Genomic DNA, 16,191 nt, shown 5'->3' on the forward strand with positions numbered 1-16,191 from the left:
CCTAAAATGATGATGCGGAACAGTCTATTGATGTTGGTTTTTTTACTGAGTGCCTATGCTTTAAGAGGTCAGGAGCTTAATTCGCCTCAATTATCGCAGTACTTGGCAGACAATCCATTTGTCTTGTCGCCTACCTATGCGGGTATTGGTGACCATGTAAAAATCAGGTTAAATGGGTTGGCCCAGTGGGTAGGAATCAAAGATGCGCCCAGGACCCAATCATTAGCGGCAGATATGAGGGTAGGTGAAAAATCTGGAGTTGGGGTCTTTTTATATAATGACGCCAATGGAGACACCAAACAACAAGGGGCCAGGGTGTCATTTGCACACCATTTGACCTTGGACAAATATGATGATGAATTTTTGTCCTTTGGAATTTCATATAATTATAACGGATTTAGAATAGATAACGAAGATGCACAGAACAGCGGTGACCCAAACATCAATAATAGGTTGACGAACAACCATAATTTTGATGTTGGTATGCTCTATAGACTCAATAAATTTTTCTTGAGTGCAAACGTTTCCAACTTATTGGACAAGGAAATAGATCTATCTACATTTTCAAGTTTAAACGAGCCTACGGCCTTGAGAAACTATTATTTATATTCCGGATATAGGTATACCAAAAACAGAAATAGCCAGTTAGAAATTGAACCTTCAGTACTGTTCAAGATTTTTGAAAGTGACGGCAGGTCAGAAACAGATCTTAACGTCAAATTTAGATGGTATGAATTTGAGGATTATTACTATGCTGGGGTGAACTATCGTTTCTTAAATGACCAAATAGGCGATCCATTATATATAGCTCCGTTTTTTGGCCTTAAAAAGAGCAACTTTTATTTTGGATATTCCTACCAAATTATTTTGAACGAAATTTTAGGATATAGCACGGGCACCCATGTTATCACCGTAGGTGTTGACCTTTTCCAAGGAATCAGTAATTGTAGATGTACCTATTAAATCTTCGGGCAGATTGATTATGTTTGCTATTTAGATTTTAGAAAATGGGTAAAGTTCAGTTAGAAAATATTAAAGCATATGCCCACCATGGCTGCTTAAAGGAGGAAACCAATATTGGCAGTGATTATTTGGTCAATGTTTCTGTTACAACAAATTTGACCAAAGCATCTATCTCCGACCAATTATCTGACACGGTAGATTATGTCCATATCAATAGGATAGTAAAACAGGAAATGGCCATACCATCCAAATTATTGGAGCATGTGGCCAAAAGAATCACAGATAGAATATTTTTGGAACTGCCCACTGTTGAGAAAGCTAAAATTTCGGTTTCTAAGATCAATCCTCCAATTAACGGAGATGTTGAAAAAGTTACCGTAGCCCTGAAATTAAAGAGAAAATTATATACTTAGGGGAACCCTGACGATGGTAAGATTTTTAATTTTTTACTTTGATTTGTCCTAGAACAGGATAATTGTTTATTTTTGCTCTCTCTTAAAAATAATGGCATCGTGGCCGAGTGGCTAGGCACAGCTCTGCAAAAGCTTGTACAGCGGTTCGAATCCGCTCGATGCCTCTAAAAAAACCCTTCTTTGGAAGGGTTTTTTGTTTATGATGAATTACCGGCAGACAGTTAATAAAATAATATATCCTTTACCCACCTAAAGCATCTTTAATCACCTACTTTATTTGCCAATAAATAGGCTAAAATATATTTTCTTGGTTACTGCAGTAGGAAAACCAAGAAAATTGCAGGTATGAAATAAACAGCTATGGTTTTGGCCCCTTCATAATCCTTTGCCACGCGTTGTCCAAACAAGAGCATCAACAGCGTTACACATGCTAAAACGGCCCCATAAAAACCAATAGTGGCATCGTTTTCACTAACTAACAGATAGATTCCGGCCAAGCATAAAAAACCGGCCACTACCTCTGTAATCAGCACAGTACCTACCATAAATGGTACTATGTTTTTAAGGGGTGTTTTGGCAAAATGATCTTTAAGCCATGAAATATTTCCAGACCAATCCGTTATTTTGTCCAATCCACTTTGTAAAAAGGTGATGGACATAAAAAGTAACAATAAGATTTCGGTAGCATGTTCAAGGATTATCTTCATAATATATTAATTAAGTTCCGCTTTTTTTCTATGTAAAAGGCGTGTAAGTTTTATGGATAGGTCCGTAAAAATGATCTTTGCATTACCATTCCTTTCTATATGGTAAATAGCATCTTCCAATTCTTTGGTAATATCCAGTATGTTGTTCTCATGTACAAAAGGCGCAAATTTCTTCAATTGAAATCCATCATTATGTATTTTAAGGTATGCAAGTTCTTCTGCACCATAATTGATCATTAATGCCTGCCTCATTACCACTATACAATAATGAAGAAAATTCTTTTGTGTTTCCCTTCCCGTCTTTGCAACTTCTTCTCCCCATAACAATAGTTCATGAATGGCCGCCTTATTGCCTTTTGCCTTGAACGCGCTTCTAACCCATTGTATAAACCAGTTCTCAAAGACTAAGTCTTCAGAATCATTGTTCAGCAAGTCCAATGCCTTGTTGAAATTTCCATTTGCTTCATGCGCAATTCTCATAGCTTCTGGTTTGGCCGCTCCCTTTTCAATCAATGCATTTGCGACCGCTTCTTCTGCCAAAGGAGGAAAATGTACAATTTGACAACGTGATTGTATTGTCTGTATAATTTGTTCCTCATCTTGGCACAGCAATAAAAAAACGGTTTTATCGGGCGGTTCCTCAATTAACTTCAGTAGTTTGTTAGAAGCCGCATTGTGTAATTTTTCGGCCATCCAAATAATCATGACCTTATACCCTCCTTCATAAGATTTCAAAGAAAGTTTCTTAACGATTTCCTGAGCTTCGTGAACCCCTATTTGACCTTGTTTTTTTTCAATTTCAATAAACCTGTACCAGTCAAAAAGGTTGCCGTAGGGCTGTTCCACAATAAATTGCCGCCATTCTTTCATATAATGGTCACTGACCGCTTTTGAACTAACTTTATCCGAGTTTGCAACGGGAAAAGCGAAATGCACATCGGGGTGAGAAATTGAATTGAACTTTAAATTACAAGCTTCATTGGGACCACTGTTCTCGCCACCAGTATTTCCGCAAATTACATATTGGGCATAGGCCAGTGCCATTGGCAAAAGACCACATCCTTCCGGACCAACAAAAAGTTGTGCATGAGGTATACGACCGGCATCTGCACTTGAGGACAAATGCTTTTTTATATGCGAGAGGCCTAAAATATCTTTAAATAACATAGATTCAAATATAGTTGTTTTAAAGCATAACAAAATTATTGCGATAGCGCATAAATTAACCTTGTATGCACTTTAACACAAGCCTATTAATCTTTACATTTGTGACCTAATAAAAGGAAAAACCAATGAAAGTATTGAATGACTTTAATTTTGAAGATAAGAAAGCGTTAATAAGAGTGGACTTTAATGTTCCCTTAAATGATAAATTTGAAGTAACGGATACAAATAGGATCGAAGCAGCGAAACCTACTATTATAAAAGTATTGGAAGATGGGGGTAGCGCCGTATTAATGAGCCATTTAGGCAGACCAAAAGGCCAGCGAAATGCCGACTTGTCGTTAAGCCATATTTGTGATGCTGTTTCGGACATTATTGGGGTGTCCGTGAAATTTGTAGATGATTGTGTTGGAGAAAAGGCAGAAAAGGCCGTTGCAGAATTAAAAAACGGAGAAGTTTTGTTGTTGGAGAACCTTCGCTATTATAATGAAGAGGAAAAAGGGGACGAGGAATTTGCCGAAAAATTATCAAAACTGGGTGATATTTATGTAAACGATGCTTTTGGTACTGCACATAGGGCTCACGCTTCTACTACAATCGTTGCCAAATTCTTTCCAAACGCAAAATGTTTTGGATATCTATTGGCCAAGGAAATTGATGCTATTGAAAAAGTAATGGCAACTGGAGAAAAACCTGTTTTGGCCATCCTTGGAGGCGCAAAGGTTTCATCCAAGATTACCATTATTGAAAATATATTGGATAAGGTAGACGACCTTATCATTGGAGGGGGAATGACCTATACATTTATTAAAGCCCAAGGCGGTAAGGTAGGAGACTCTATTTGTGAGGATGATAAAATGGATTTGGCAATGGAAATTTTGGCCATGGCAAAGGAGAAAGGGGTCAAAGTACATATTCCGGTAGATGTTTTGGCTGCTGACGATTTTAATGCCGATGCCAATACCCAAATTGTAGATGTTGATAAAATACCGGAAGGCTGGCAAGGGTTGGATGCAGGTCCACGAACCCTTGAAAACTTTAAGAGCATAATCTTGTCCTCTAAAACCATTTTATGGAACGGCCCTATTGGAGTATTTGAAATGGAAAAATTTGCCAAAGGAACTATTGCTGTAGGTAACTTTATTGATGAGGCAACAAAGAATGGTGCATTTTCCTTAGTAGGAGGCGGAGATTCTGTAGCCGCTGTAAAACAATTTGGTTTTGAAGACAAGGTTAGCTATGTATCAACAGGCGGAGGAGCCATGCTAGAAAGCTTAGAAGGTAAAACATTACCTGGTATCGCCGCAATATTAGCGTAGCCAAGGTGTTATCGATAAACGGTTTATAGCGAAAATTTGTGCATTTTAAGAGAATTAATTTTATTCTCTTTAAAAAATGTACGATTTTCGTTTGTTCCGTTAATTAATTTCACCTCAAATGAAACAACTTACTTTTTCTTCTGGTTATTTATTAGGACTCTTGTTCTGTCCTTTTTTTGTCTTGGCCCAGGACAATGAGAGTACACAAGTAGTTGTGGATTCAATCAATTCTGAAGCGGTGATTAATAGGGTAAACGAGGCTTTACCTGTTGAAGACACCCTCCGCGCACAGAACACCATTAATATTACGAACAACCCATTGGGTAAGGAGCTCAGCCTTTTTAAGCCGACGGAATCTTCTACTTATGATTTAAAAGATCATGCCTTAGCTGCAAAATTTGATAGCCTTTGGATGAAAGAGCTCGTAGATGCAGCCCCTTTATTTAATGAAATGTATCAAGAGGTGTTGGAACTTGACACTACCTCTACAATTGTCTATGACTTACACACGGATACTTTGAAACTTAGGTTGGCTCGTCTTAACGAACGAACACCGTTTAATATTGAATATAATGCATCTTTGGAAAATGTCATTAAATCATTTTTGACCAGAAAAAGAGGTCTAATGGAGCGCATGTTGACGCTAAGCCAATTTTACTTCCCCTTATTTGAACAGGAATTTGACAATAAAAATATTCCTTTAGAAATGAAATATTTGTCAATTGTGGAATCTGCATTGAACCCTAAAGCGCGCTCAAGGGTAGGTGCAACAGGATTATGGCAATTTATGTACGGTACCGGTAAAGAAATGAAACTTACCATCAATAGTTATGTAGATGAGCGTAGCGATCCTATCAAGTCTACCGCAGCTGCCGCTAATTACCTTAACAGATTGTATAGAATATATGATGATTGGGATTTGGCACTGGCTGCCTATAATTCTGGACCGGGCAATGTAAACAAAGCTATTCGCAGAAGTGGTGGTCAAAGAAATTACTGGAACATTAGAAGAAATCTACCACGAGAGACGGCAGGGTACGTTCCTGCTTTTCAGGCTACCATGTATATATTTGAATATGCTGAGGAACATGGTTTAAAATCCAAGAAAGTAGACCGTGCATATTTTGAAACGGATACCGTACATGTTAAAAGTCTGATCACATTCGATCAAATCTCTGAATTGGCGGCCATAGATAAGGATGAATTAAAAATTCTTAACCCACATTACAAATTAGAAGTTATCCCTTATGTAGAAGGAAAACCGAACACATTGAGATTACCTGTACGAAAAATGGGAAAATTCGTAGCTAATGAAGAAGCAATTTATGCCCATGTGAAGAATGAACTTAAAGAAAAAGAGGAAATAGTTGCAGAAATACAGAAACAAGCTGAACAGAATAGTATTCGGTATAGGGTTAAGGACGGTGATTTCCTCGGAAAAATTGCCGAGAGGTATGGTGTTCGTGTAAGCCAGCTTAAACAGTGGAACGGTTTGCGAAGCAATAATTTAAGAATTGGGCAACGATTAACTATCTATCCCAGAAAAGATTCCGGGACCTCTGTAAAGCCAAGGGAAACCCCAACCAGAACAGCAGTTACCAGCACTTCTAAAGTTCATGAAGTGAAGAGCGGCGATTCTTTGTGGACCATTTCCAGAAAATATCCTGGAGTTACTATAGAAAATTTACGAAAATGGAACGGTATTAGCGGTAACAATTTAAAGTTGGGCACAAAACTTAAATTGTGTGATTGTTCATCGTAAATAAAATACCAAATGAAAAAAAGATTAGTACTTTGTTTTTTTGCAGTTTTAGGACTTTTAAATGCCTGTAAGGAAAACGGTAAGGCAGATTACCTGCCGGAATCCGTTGGCGCAATGAATACCTTAACGGTAGTAATTGACAATGAATTATGGAAAAGTAGCGTGGGGGATGCCATACGTGAAAATTATACGGCAGCTGTTCCCGGACTTACCTGGGACGAAGCACAATTTAGTGTAACCCAAATTCCACCACAAGTGTTTTCTGGTTCCGTTCAAAATTCAAGTTCAATTCTATATGTTATGGAAGATTCCTTGAATGTGGCCCATATGAAGTCCAACATGTATGCAAAGCCACAAAAGGTGGGGGTTTTAAAAGGTAGAAACAAAGAAGAATTAATTGAGAACATACACAAGACCTCAAAAGAATTTATAGAGGATTTCAGGACCCTGGAAATCAGCAAGGCACAGAAAAGGTTTACAAAATCCTTGAACAAGGAAAAGGCTTTGGAAGACAAATTCAATATTTCCATGAATATACCTTCTGTGTATAGGGTAGGAAGGGAAGAGGACAATTTTGTTTGGATATCCCGTGAAATTCAAAAAGGGAACATGAACATTATTGCCTATACTATGCCTTGGGACAGTTTTGAACGAGACTCTACTTTTACGAAGGATATTATTAAAATGCGTGATTCTATAGGAAGCCTTTATATACCCGGAGAAGATATTCCGGGCAAAAAAAACCATATGATTACGGAAAAGGCATTTTCGCCATATGTCTTTCCTGCCGAAGTTTCCGGCAAAAAAGCGGCAGAGGTCAGGGGAATTTGGGAAATGTCCGCATATCCTATGGCAGGGCCGTTTTTAACCTATATCATCAACGATAAGGAGAACAACAGAAAATTGGTCATAGAAGGGTTTGTATTTGCCCCTGCCACGAAAAAAAGGGATTATATGTTTGAACTTGAAGCAATCCTAAAATCCGTTTCATATGACGTTAGCACAAAAGAATAGTTTTTAAGTAAAAAAATAAGATAAGAACATACAGAGCGGCCCATGTTTAACATGGGCCGCTCTGTAATTACTTCAATTGGGAATTTAGTAAACTACCAATATTAAATTCCAATACTATAGGTTACTAAAGGAAAACCCTGTAGACACCCTGTATATCAATGCATACATGGCAAGCCCTATCAATATAAAACATAGCCATGAAAACAGTTTAAAATAATTTTCAAGTAAGTAGCTTCTCCAGTTCCTAAAAGCCTCTGTATATATTTCCTTAACAAGTATAATCTTTTCCATAATGTATAATTTAGATGTTCCTGTCATCTAAAGTTCCAAATTAATTTAACCCTTATGGAAAAGATTAGGTAAAAGGATGAATTCTCCTTTAAAAAACAAACAGATTATACATGTTACTTTGTATGGCAGAAATACTCGTTGAACAACGTGTATGATTGTGTATCTGCATTCGGTAAAGTGCTAATAAATAGGATGTTTTGAACCTGACACAAATTGTTAATACCTGTTTTTACAAATTTATCGTTAACAATATCAGGATTACATTTCTACAACGATAAACTCAGACCTACGGTTTAGATAGTGTTGCTCTTCTGTACATGGTATTCTACCATTACACTCGTTAAGTAATCTTTCCTCACCATAACCTATTGCGCTTTCTATACGTTCCGGTGCAATACCTTGAGAAATCATATAATCCCTAGTTGATTTTGCACGTTTGTCAGAAAGATATTTATTATATGATGCATCACCACGTGAATCTGTGTGCGATTCAATTTTAATGACCATGGTAGGTGAATCCTTCATAACGGCAACCAGTTTATCCAATTCCTGGGCAGCATCCTTACGTATGAAAGACTTGTCGAAATTGAAATGGATCATTTCTGTCTTTAGCTTTTTAATACCATTTTCAACAGCAATGGCGTCATGTAGTTTACGCATGGTAACGGCTACATTTACCGTATCGTTTTCTGCAGTGGCAGATTCCCTTATATCTTCATAATATGTATCCTTTGTAGTCTTAAGGACATACCGGGTATCACTATCCAAATCCTCAAAAACAAAAGTTCCGTTTTCATCGGTTTCCATTTCTTTGAGTTTGATATTGTTTTCATCCAACAACTCCACCATTGCATTTGGCATAACATCTCCAGATACCAATTCTGTAACTACGCCCGCAATAGCATTTATATTGGATGGTGTTTCTTCTAGTTCCAATTTTTTAAAGGAATAGATATCATCGTCACCCTTACCGCCATCTCTGTTAGAAGCAAAGTAACCTTCTTGAGAATCTTCATCTACTATAAACGAAAAATCGTCTTTTTTACTATTTACGGGTTTACCTAAATTTCTAGCTTCCAAGAAGCCATCATCTTCGTTATAGGCTACTTCAAAAATATCCAACCCCCAAGGCCAACATGTCCGTTAGATGAGAAATATAATTTTTTATCATTAATAAACGGAAACATTTCTTTTTGCTCCGTGTTGATTTCAGGACCTAGGTTCCTAGGTGTGGAAAACAATCCATCTTCAAGTACATCGACTACAAAAATATCCGTTTCACCTATACTGCCCGGCATATCAGAGACAAAGTATAATTGTTTACCATCTGTACTCAGTGCAGGGTGGCCGGTAGAATAATCGTCACTGTTAAAAGATACCTCCTCTGCTTCTGTCCATTCTCCGTTCACCTTTTTTGAGCGATATATTTTAAGGTGATTAATACCATTTTTATCCCTTTTTAACTTTTTTCCATAATTGTTCCTAGTGAAATACATGGTTTCATTGTCCGCGGAAAATGTAACCGATGCTTCATGATATTTGGTATTGATTTCCTTTGAAAATTTTATGGCATCTTTTAGGTCCTTGGATTCTTTATTGACTTTGGCAACATATAGATCTAGATACGGTTGATTATTCCATTTATACCGTCTGGTATTATAGATGGTGGAATCTTTGGATGAAGCGTAGACCATTTCATCCTCATCATAATACATTGGGGAAAAATCTGAATTGCTGGAATTGATATTGAGGTTTTTAATGTCATACCTATCTTTCATTCGTAAAAGTCCGTCCAACACAATTTCATTACGTTCATTTTGTAGTTCCCGCTTATCACCATCTAATTTTCGGTTATATAATTTAATCAGGCGCTTGGACCTTTTATAATTACCAGTACCTTTTAAGGAGTGGGCATATTTAAATAAATAATCCGTGGACAATTCCTTTTCATACTTTTCATATAGTAAATGGTACCATTTGTACGCTTTTTCCATATCTGTATTAAAGTAATGGGCATCACCCGCTTTTTTCAAAACGTCTTCTGAATAGGTAAATTTGGAATTTGTTAAGGCTTTCTCATATAATGCCGCAGCTTCAGCATACCACATTTTGTTAAAGTACTCATCTGCCTTTTGTATAAGTTTGTCCTTGGTTTCCTTTAAAGGGGATGTATTTAATCTTTCTTCTTTTCTGTTATTCTTTAATATGTTATTCTGTTTGGTCTCCTTCACCATGTCATTTGTGGCATCTTCCAATGGTTCCAACTTAGCAACAGGAACACCGTTTTGCATTTTCAACACCCAGATATCTTTCTTATAACGGTTGTCAAATTTGGTATTACAATCCGCGAAAGCTGTTTTCCAAGAGTTGTAATGGTTAAGGTATAGATAGTATAATTTATTTTCAGGGTTTTGAAAGTATCCGGATTCAAATCCTTTTCTATTGAATTTTTTTACTTGAGCATCTAGATTTTCACTTTTTCTAAATATACCTGCAACTACATAATAGCCATTTTTTGCACCATCAATATTTCTAAATGTCTTTTGTGGAATATCATAGGCCTCTGCCGCAAGTTCAAACTCTTTACCGTCCGTGAGTGACTTGGAGGATTGTGAATGAACAAAAGGTTCTTGATATCCTTCAGATGTAGTATTTGCCTGAAAATCTTGACTTTGGCCAAAAATGGTGAAACTTAAAAAGTATATGTACAGAAATATTCTCATATGTATGATTGCTTAACCAACATAGTTTTATTGGTGAAAGTGCAAATAAGGACAGTTTAATTAATAGCTGTAGCCATTACAAGCTTTACGAAATTAGACGTAAAGTAGTATTTCATCGATTATTTGTTGTGAAACAGATGTTTTTTGTCGTGAACCTAAGCGTAACAGTTGCTTTATATTTTGGTTAGCAACAATAATTCATTAATTGTAATAGAAACACCTAAATAGTTGAATAGCAGGATTTAGGTAAAAATTTTTAAAGTGGATTTTAAATATGATGTGAATACAAACATAAAAAAAGCCCCAATTAATGGGACTTCTATATAAGAGATAAGTTTATAGTGCTAATCCTTTTTCTTTTCTTCTAATTGTTCATCCTCTTTAGAGGCGTCTTTAAATTCTTTGATTCCACTACCTAAACCCCTCATAAGTTCAGGAATTTTCTTTCCTCCGAATAATAGTAGTACTACCACTACCACCAGAATAATCTGTGGAGCACCTATGGCCAAAAAAGTAGATAAGATTGTCATAAGACTTTTGTTTTAATTGGATATCAAAGATACTAAAATCTACCAAAGAAAACTGAGTAATATTGGATAGGTTGACAATATTATAGAATTTAACTTATTATTGTGCATTATAGGGGTCTAAAATTAGGGTATAGCCACTATATTGTTGACTAAAACGCTTTATAATATATTTGTAAGTATATCTTTGTTAAGATGGCCAAAAAAGTTAAAAAACGTAAGGAAATTAAACGCAAGCTGCTACACAAGTACCGTTTGGTTATTTTGAATGAAAATACTTTTGAAGAAAAAATCTCTTTTAAACTAAGTAGGTTGAATGTATTTGTAACGGGCTCATTATTTATGATCGCCCTTATTGGTTTAACCACTTTGCTAATTGCATTTACCCCATTAAGAGAGTATATACCAGGGTATTCTTCTACTAGATTAAAAAAACAAGCTACCGAACTGACCTATAAAACGGATTCTTTGGTACGAACTTTGAATTATACCAATAAGTATTTAGATAATATTAGAATGGTACTCAAAGGGGATATTGAGAATACCGTGGTTAACCGCGACTCCTTGTTTCAACAATATAAGTTAGACCCATCCACCGTTGATCTAAACCCGATAAAAGAGGATTCCTTGTTAAGGGCAGAGGTTGCCTTGGAAGATAAATACAATCTGTTTGAGCGTGTTATCGATAAGAAAAATTTAGTGCTGTTCGCGCCTGTAACAGGTGAAATTTCCATGAGATATGAACCAAAGGAAAAACATTACGCCGTTGATGTTACCGCTATCCGGGACAGCCCCGTCAAGGCAATAGCCAACGGAACCGTAATATTTTCCGAATGGACAGCGGATACAGGTTATGTAATTATCCTGGAACATGAAGGTGGACTCTTAAGCGTATATAAACACAATGGTTCCTTATCCAAATTTCAAGGGGACATTGTTAGAGGCGGTGAGGTAATTGCATCAGTGGGCAACACAGGGGAATTCACAACGGGGCCGCATTTGCATTTTGAGTTGTGGGATAATGGTACTCCCATAGATCCATTGAATTATATAGATTTTAATTAACGTTCTACATGTCTATAAAGACCTTTGCTGCTAAAATATTTGCTCACCGTATAGATAAAAGAACCCAAAAATGGGTGCAGAATCCTATTGCAACACAGGAAAAGGTGTTCAAGGAATTGATTCAAAAAGCAAAATCCACCAAGTTTGGTAAAGATCATGGGTTCGGTTTTGTTCATCATCACAAAGATTTTGTAAAACATGTTCCAATAAGGGACTATGAGGAACTGAAAACGTATGTAAACTTAGTGTTGAACGGAGAAGAAGATGTGCTTTGGCCAGGCTTACCCTTATATTTTGCAAAAACCTCCGGAACAACCTCTGGTGCAAAATATATTCCTATTACAGAAGCATCCATAAAGGAACAAGTTAAAGCTTCTAGAAACGCAATTTTAAACTACATACACGAAACTGGAAAGGCAGATTTTGTAACAGGTAAAATGATTTTTTTACAAGGTAGTCCCGTTCTTGAAGAAAAAAACGGGATAAAATTGGGTAGGTTATCTGGTATTTCCGCCCATTATGTACCTAATTATCTTCAAAAAAACCGCATGCCATCATGGGAAACCAATTGTATAGAGGATTGGGAAACAAAGGTCAATGCCATAGTGGAAGAAACCAAAAATGAGGATATGACCGTAATTGCCGGTATACCTTCTTGGGTTCAAATGTATTTTGAAAAGTTAAAGGAAAATACCAATCAGTATATTGGAGATTTGTTCAAGAATTTAGAACTGTTTATCTATGGAGGGGTAAATTATGAGCCTTATAGAAAGAAGTTTGAAACCCTTATAGGAAGAAAAGTTGCCAGCATTGAACTTTTTCCGGCAAGCGAAGGGTTTTTTGCCTATCAAAATTCACAAAAGGAAAAAGGAATGCTTCTTTTATTGGATGCAGGTATATTCTATGAATTTGTAAGGACGGATGAGTTTTTTACGGAACATCCTAAAAGACATAAATTAAAGGATGTAGAAATAGACGTAGATTATGTAATGATTATTTCTACGAACGCCGGTTTATGGGCCTATAATTTAGGAGATACCATTCGGTTTGTTTCTCTTAATCCTTTTAAAATTGTCGTTTCTGGACGTATAAAACATTTTATTTCCGCATTTGGGGAACATGTTATTGCCAAAGAGGTGGAAGAAGCCATGCAAATTGCGACCAATAAAACGAATGCCAGCGTAAGTGAATTTACCGTAGGCCCACAAATTTCCCCTGAAGATATGCAATTACCTTATCATGAATGGTTCATTGAGTTTGAAAAGACACCAGATGATATGGGTAAATTCATTACGCATTTAGATGAGGCCCTACAACAACAAAATAGTTATTATTATGATTTAATAGTGGGCAAAGTTTTACAACCATTAAAAATAACTTCGATACAACAGGGCGGTTTTATGGAGTATATGAAATCCATTGGAAAGCTAGGTGGACAGAATAAAGTTCAGCGATTATCTAACGACCGTAAAGTTGCCGATGCCCTATCAAAATATAAAATCTCATAAACCCGGTCTATAATTAACAAATTATAAATTGTAGTTTTGTTTGAAATCATCAATGGGAAAAACAATCACAACCACAAGAGCACAAGAATCGACAAATGCGATCGAGCGCATGTACATTACTATGCGCCACTTGTTCAATCGCGGATTTTATAAACCAAACGGTGTTTCTGGAGAAGCGCTAAAAAATGCTTTATTACAACTACGGCCTGAAATTTACGGATCTGTTGGGGAGGATAAGGCAGAATTAAGCGGACTTATCTATGTCTTGGAACGTTTGCCAGAAGGTATTGAACAATGTAGGTTCATAAGCCTTACGTCTGATGAAGGATATGGAATATCTCATATTCATCCTATCATACCTCCTAAAAGAAGGCGTAACTGCTATCGTATCGACAATGAACAGATGAATATTGAAATTACCAGGGGTCGTTCCGATATTTATGACATTCTTACCCATTTAACCTTTTTGTTTATTGAATCCGAAAAAATCTGTAAACGTGTTCTAATTCCGGATACGGAGAAAACGATAAGGGATTGGACAAAACTTGAAGCCGCAGTACATAAAAAAGAACTGACGCAAGAAGAACGTGAAATAGCCTTAATACATACCGCAAATATATTAGGCAGGTCCTTTGAGGAGATTCTTGAGGTTTATAAAAAATTTAGCACAAAGGCCAATCCTGAGCGTTTTTTAAAGGTGATTTATTGGCTTGGAAAATTGGCACTGGAAGAGGAAATAACTGGTGAAAAAAGAGCTATTACATTCAGTACATTGTTGCGTGAGCGTTTAGGCCACCATATTCATGGGGAAATTTGGGCCAATAATATAAAAAGTGTAATGTCCAAGCAAGATTTGTTGCAAAGGCCGATTCATATCATTTCTGCAAACATGCATAGTGTAATGAATTCAATGTTCGCTAAAAGTGCCCTTTCCAAGGAATTCCCCAAGGCTACGGATTTGGAGATTTATGAGGCTTTAAGCAGTGCGGAGAACGGACATTTACGTAAAAAAGTAACCTCCTTGGCCGAAAAAAATGGTATGATTTCCATAGATGACGCCTCGGGAACCAATATTGACGTTCAAATTTTTGATACGGCTAAAATTAGAAAAGGCGCTAGTTTATATGAATTACCAACGGCGGACAATCATAAAAAACCTGTTATATTTGTAATGGATTACGCTTTTGGGGAACAAGCATATGAGACTATAGATGAGCTTTTAAAACCCTATAATATCAAGAAAAACGATGAATCCTTAATAAATGTAGATTCGGTTTCAATTATGGGTAAAGCTGGTATTTTAGAAGGAGGAAAAGGAGATCTAATGATTCCTTCCGCCCATATTTTTGAAGGTACCGCAGATAATTACCCGTTCAAAAACGAACTTTGTGCAAAGGATTTTGAAGGCCATGGATTAAAAGTTTTCGAAGGAACCATGGTTACGGTTTTAGGAACTTCATTACAAAACAAGGATATACTTAAGTTTTTCCATAAATCTACTTGGAACGTAATTGGCTTGGAAATGGAAGGGGTGCACTATCAAAAAGCAATACAGTCTGCATCAAAAATCAGAAAAAGTATAGGTGAAGACGTAAAAGTGAGGTATGCCTATTATGCATCTGATAACCCATTAGAAACAGGAAGTACATTAGCATCCGGTGGCTTGGGCACTACGGGTGTAAAACCAACCTATTTAATTACGGATAAAATTTTAAAGCAAATATTTAATTCATAAAATGGCCGAGAATCTAAAACCAGAAAACAACCATAGTTCTGACGAAATCGACTTGGGACAATTGTTACAATTAGTGAAAAAAGGATTTAATTCCATTTTCAGGTTTATATTAAGGATATTTCTGTACCTCAAAAGGAAAATATTTTTATTGATTGGCTTAGTAGTCATAGGCTTAGCAATTGGATTTGCACTATCTAAAGTTATTTCTAAACGTTTAAAAATAGAAGTAATCGTTAGGCCCCAAATCGACAGTAAAAATTATCTTTATGATGTCGTCAATGAAATACAGGCAAATGTACAATCCAAGGACACCTTATTTTTTAAATCTATTGGCATAGAGGAAATAGATTTTCAAGGTTTGGAAGTGGCCATAAACCGTGTAGCTGAGGAATCAACTTCAGAAGCCGATCTGCAATATCTAGAATTATTACAAAGTTTTGAAAATACAGATGCCATTGCGGATATTGTTAGGGCGGAACTTCAAAACAAAAGCTCTTTTAATCATAGAATTACATTTTATTACAAAAACCATGAAACTGGTCAGGAGTTTGCCAGTAAAGTATTAATATATATTAATTCAAGTAAATATTTTGATGATTTAAGACAAACCTATACATCCAATGCTGCTGAGCGGATAGAGAAAAATAAAGTCTTATTGGAACAGGTTGATGAAATTATAAGTAATTATTCCAAAAAAATGTTGGAACAACAAGGGGGTAGTGCTACTGATAGAATAGTGGTAGATAATCAGGAAACACTCAATATAACAGGTCTTTTCAATTTAAAGAATGAATTGATAAGAGATATTGAAACCAAAAAAATAGAGTTAATTCAAAGTGCAGAAGTTGTTAGGGTTATTAATTTTGGAAAGCCCCAGCAAGTGCGCAAATCTTTTTTAAGTAAGAAGATAGTAATGATACCGTTAATCTTACTTGGATTATTCTTTTTAATCTCAATATTAAAATATTTGGACCTAAAATCTAAAGAGTTAAAATTTTAA

General features: G+C 36.2%; 15 protein-coding genes and 1 tRNA gene. 10 read left to right on the plus strand and 6 right to left on the minus strand.

All coding sequences use genetic code 11. From position 1 onward, the window contains the following. The first annotated feature begins 9 nt into the window (after positions 1-9). The 3 genes from Q2T41_RS09655 (at position 10) to Q2T41_RS09665 (ending at position 1,540) form a co-directional block, all read left to right on the plus strand. Positions 10-963 (plus strand): PorP/SprF family type IX secretion system membrane protein, encoded by a 954-nt coding sequence (locus Q2T41_RS09655; RefSeq protein WP_449288632.1) that lies wholly within the window; start codon positions 10-12, stop codon positions 961-963. Positions 964-1,007: 44 nt separating this feature from the next. After that, a complete protein-coding gene (gene folB / locus Q2T41_RS09660; RefSeq protein ID WP_304435907.1) occupies positions 1,008-1,376 on the plus strand; it encodes a dihydroneopterin aldolase in 369 nt (122 codons plus the stop codon). 93 nt (positions 1,377-1,469) lie between these two features. After that, positions 1,470-1,540 (plus strand) — tRNA-Cys (locus Q2T41_RS09665). Between the two features lie 147 nt (positions 1,541-1,687). Here the strand turns inward: Q2T41_RS09665 and Q2T41_RS09670 are convergent. After that, the gene (locus Q2T41_RS09670) at positions 1,688-2,083 is read right to left on the minus strand and encodes a DoxX family protein (RefSeq protein WP_304435908.1); all 396 of its coding nucleotides are present in this window, start codon (positions 2,081-2,083) and stop codon (positions 1,688-1,690) included. Between the two features lie 6 nt (positions 2,084-2,089). Beyond that, a complete protein-coding gene (locus Q2T41_RS09675) occupies positions 2,090-3,250 on the minus strand; it encodes a DNA polymerase III subunit (RefSeq protein WP_304435909.1) in 1,161 nt (386 codons plus the stop codon). 125 nt (positions 3,251-3,375) lie between these two features. On the opposite strand from Q2T41_RS09675, the gene Q2T41_RS09680 reads away from it, so the two are divergent. The 3 genes from Q2T41_RS09680 (at position 3,376) to Q2T41_RS09690 (ending at position 7,342) form a co-directional block, all read left to right on the plus strand. Further along, complete coding sequence (locus tag Q2T41_RS09680) at positions 3,376-4,566, plus strand: phosphoglycerate kinase (RefSeq protein WP_304435910.1); 1,191 nt, start codon at positions 3,376-3,378, stop codon at positions 4,564-4,566. 118 nt (positions 4,567-4,684) lie between these two features. Next, a complete protein-coding gene (locus Q2T41_RS09685; RefSeq protein WP_304435911.1) occupies positions 4,685-6,328 on the plus strand; it encodes a LysM peptidoglycan-binding domain-containing protein in 1,644 nt (547 codons plus the stop codon). 12 nt (positions 6,329-6,340) lie between these two features. Further along, a complete protein-coding gene (locus Q2T41_RS09690) occupies positions 6,341-7,342 on the plus strand; it encodes a DUF4837 family protein (RefSeq protein ID WP_089258316.1) in 1,002 nt (333 codons plus the stop codon). 114 nt (positions 7,343-7,456) lie between these two features. On the opposite strand, the gene Q2T41_RS09695 is transcribed toward Q2T41_RS09690, so the two are convergent. The 4 genes from Q2T41_RS09695 to tatA form a co-directional block, all read right to left on the minus strand. Continuing rightward, positions 7,457-7,633, minus strand: coding sequence for a DUF6747 family protein (locus tag Q2T41_RS09695; protein ID WP_179213116.1), 177 nt, complete (start codon positions 7,631-7,633; stop codon positions 7,457-7,459). A gap of 258 nt (positions 7,634-7,891) precedes the next feature. Then, on the minus strand, positions 7,892-8,755 hold the full coding sequence (locus tag Q2T41_RS09700; protein WP_304435912.1) for an OmpA family protein: 864 nt from the start codon (positions 8,753-8,755) through the stop codon (positions 7,892-7,894). Beyond that, a complete protein-coding gene (locus tag Q2T41_RS09705) occupies positions 8,737-10,356 on the minus strand; it encodes an SPOR domain-containing protein (protein WP_304435913.1) in 1,620 nt (539 codons plus the stop codon). Before Q2T41_RS09705 ends, Q2T41_RS09700 begins: the two co-directional genes overlap by 19 nt. Positions 10,357-10,700: 344 nt before the next feature. After that, complete coding sequence (tatA, locus tag Q2T41_RS09710; RefSeq protein ID WP_079512276.1) at positions 10,701-10,886, minus strand: twin-arginine translocase TatA/TatE family subunit; 186 nt, start codon at positions 10,884-10,886, stop codon at positions 10,701-10,703. A gap of 192 nt (positions 10,887-11,078) precedes the next feature. Between tatA and Q2T41_RS09715 the strand changes: the two genes are divergently transcribed. Genes Q2T41_RS09715 through Q2T41_RS09730 form a run of 4 tightly spaced genes read left to right on the plus strand, consistent with a single transcriptional unit; the run spans position 11,079 to position 16,191 of the window. Continuing rightward, positions 11,079-11,948, plus strand: a complete 870-nt coding sequence (locus tag Q2T41_RS09715; protein WP_304435914.1) for a M23 family metallopeptidase — start codon at positions 11,079-11,081, stop codon at positions 11,946-11,948. 8 nt (positions 11,949-11,956) lie between these two features. Then, positions 11,957-13,456: a GH3 family acyl-acid amido synthetase gene (locus Q2T41_RS09720; RefSeq protein ID WP_304435915.1), complete on the plus strand. Its 1,500-nt coding sequence runs from the start codon at positions 11,957-11,959 to the stop codon at positions 13,454-13,456. 52 nt (positions 13,457-13,508) lie between these two features. Then, the gene (locus Q2T41_RS09725; protein WP_304435916.1) at positions 13,509-15,191 is read left to right on the plus strand and encodes a DUF6909 family protein; all 1,683 of its coding nucleotides are present in this window, start codon (positions 13,509-13,511) and stop codon (positions 15,189-15,191) included. 1 nt (position 15,192) lies between these two features. Then, positions 15,193-16,191 (plus strand): hypothetical protein, encoded by a 999-nt coding sequence (locus Q2T41_RS09730; RefSeq protein ID WP_304435917.1) that lies wholly within the window; start codon positions 15,193-15,195, stop codon positions 16,189-16,191.

This window comes from Maribacter confluentis, assembly GCF_030505015.1.
Taxonomy (GTDB): Bacteria; Bacteroidota; Bacteroidia; order Flavobacteriales; family Flavobacteriaceae; genus Maribacter; species Maribacter sedimenticola.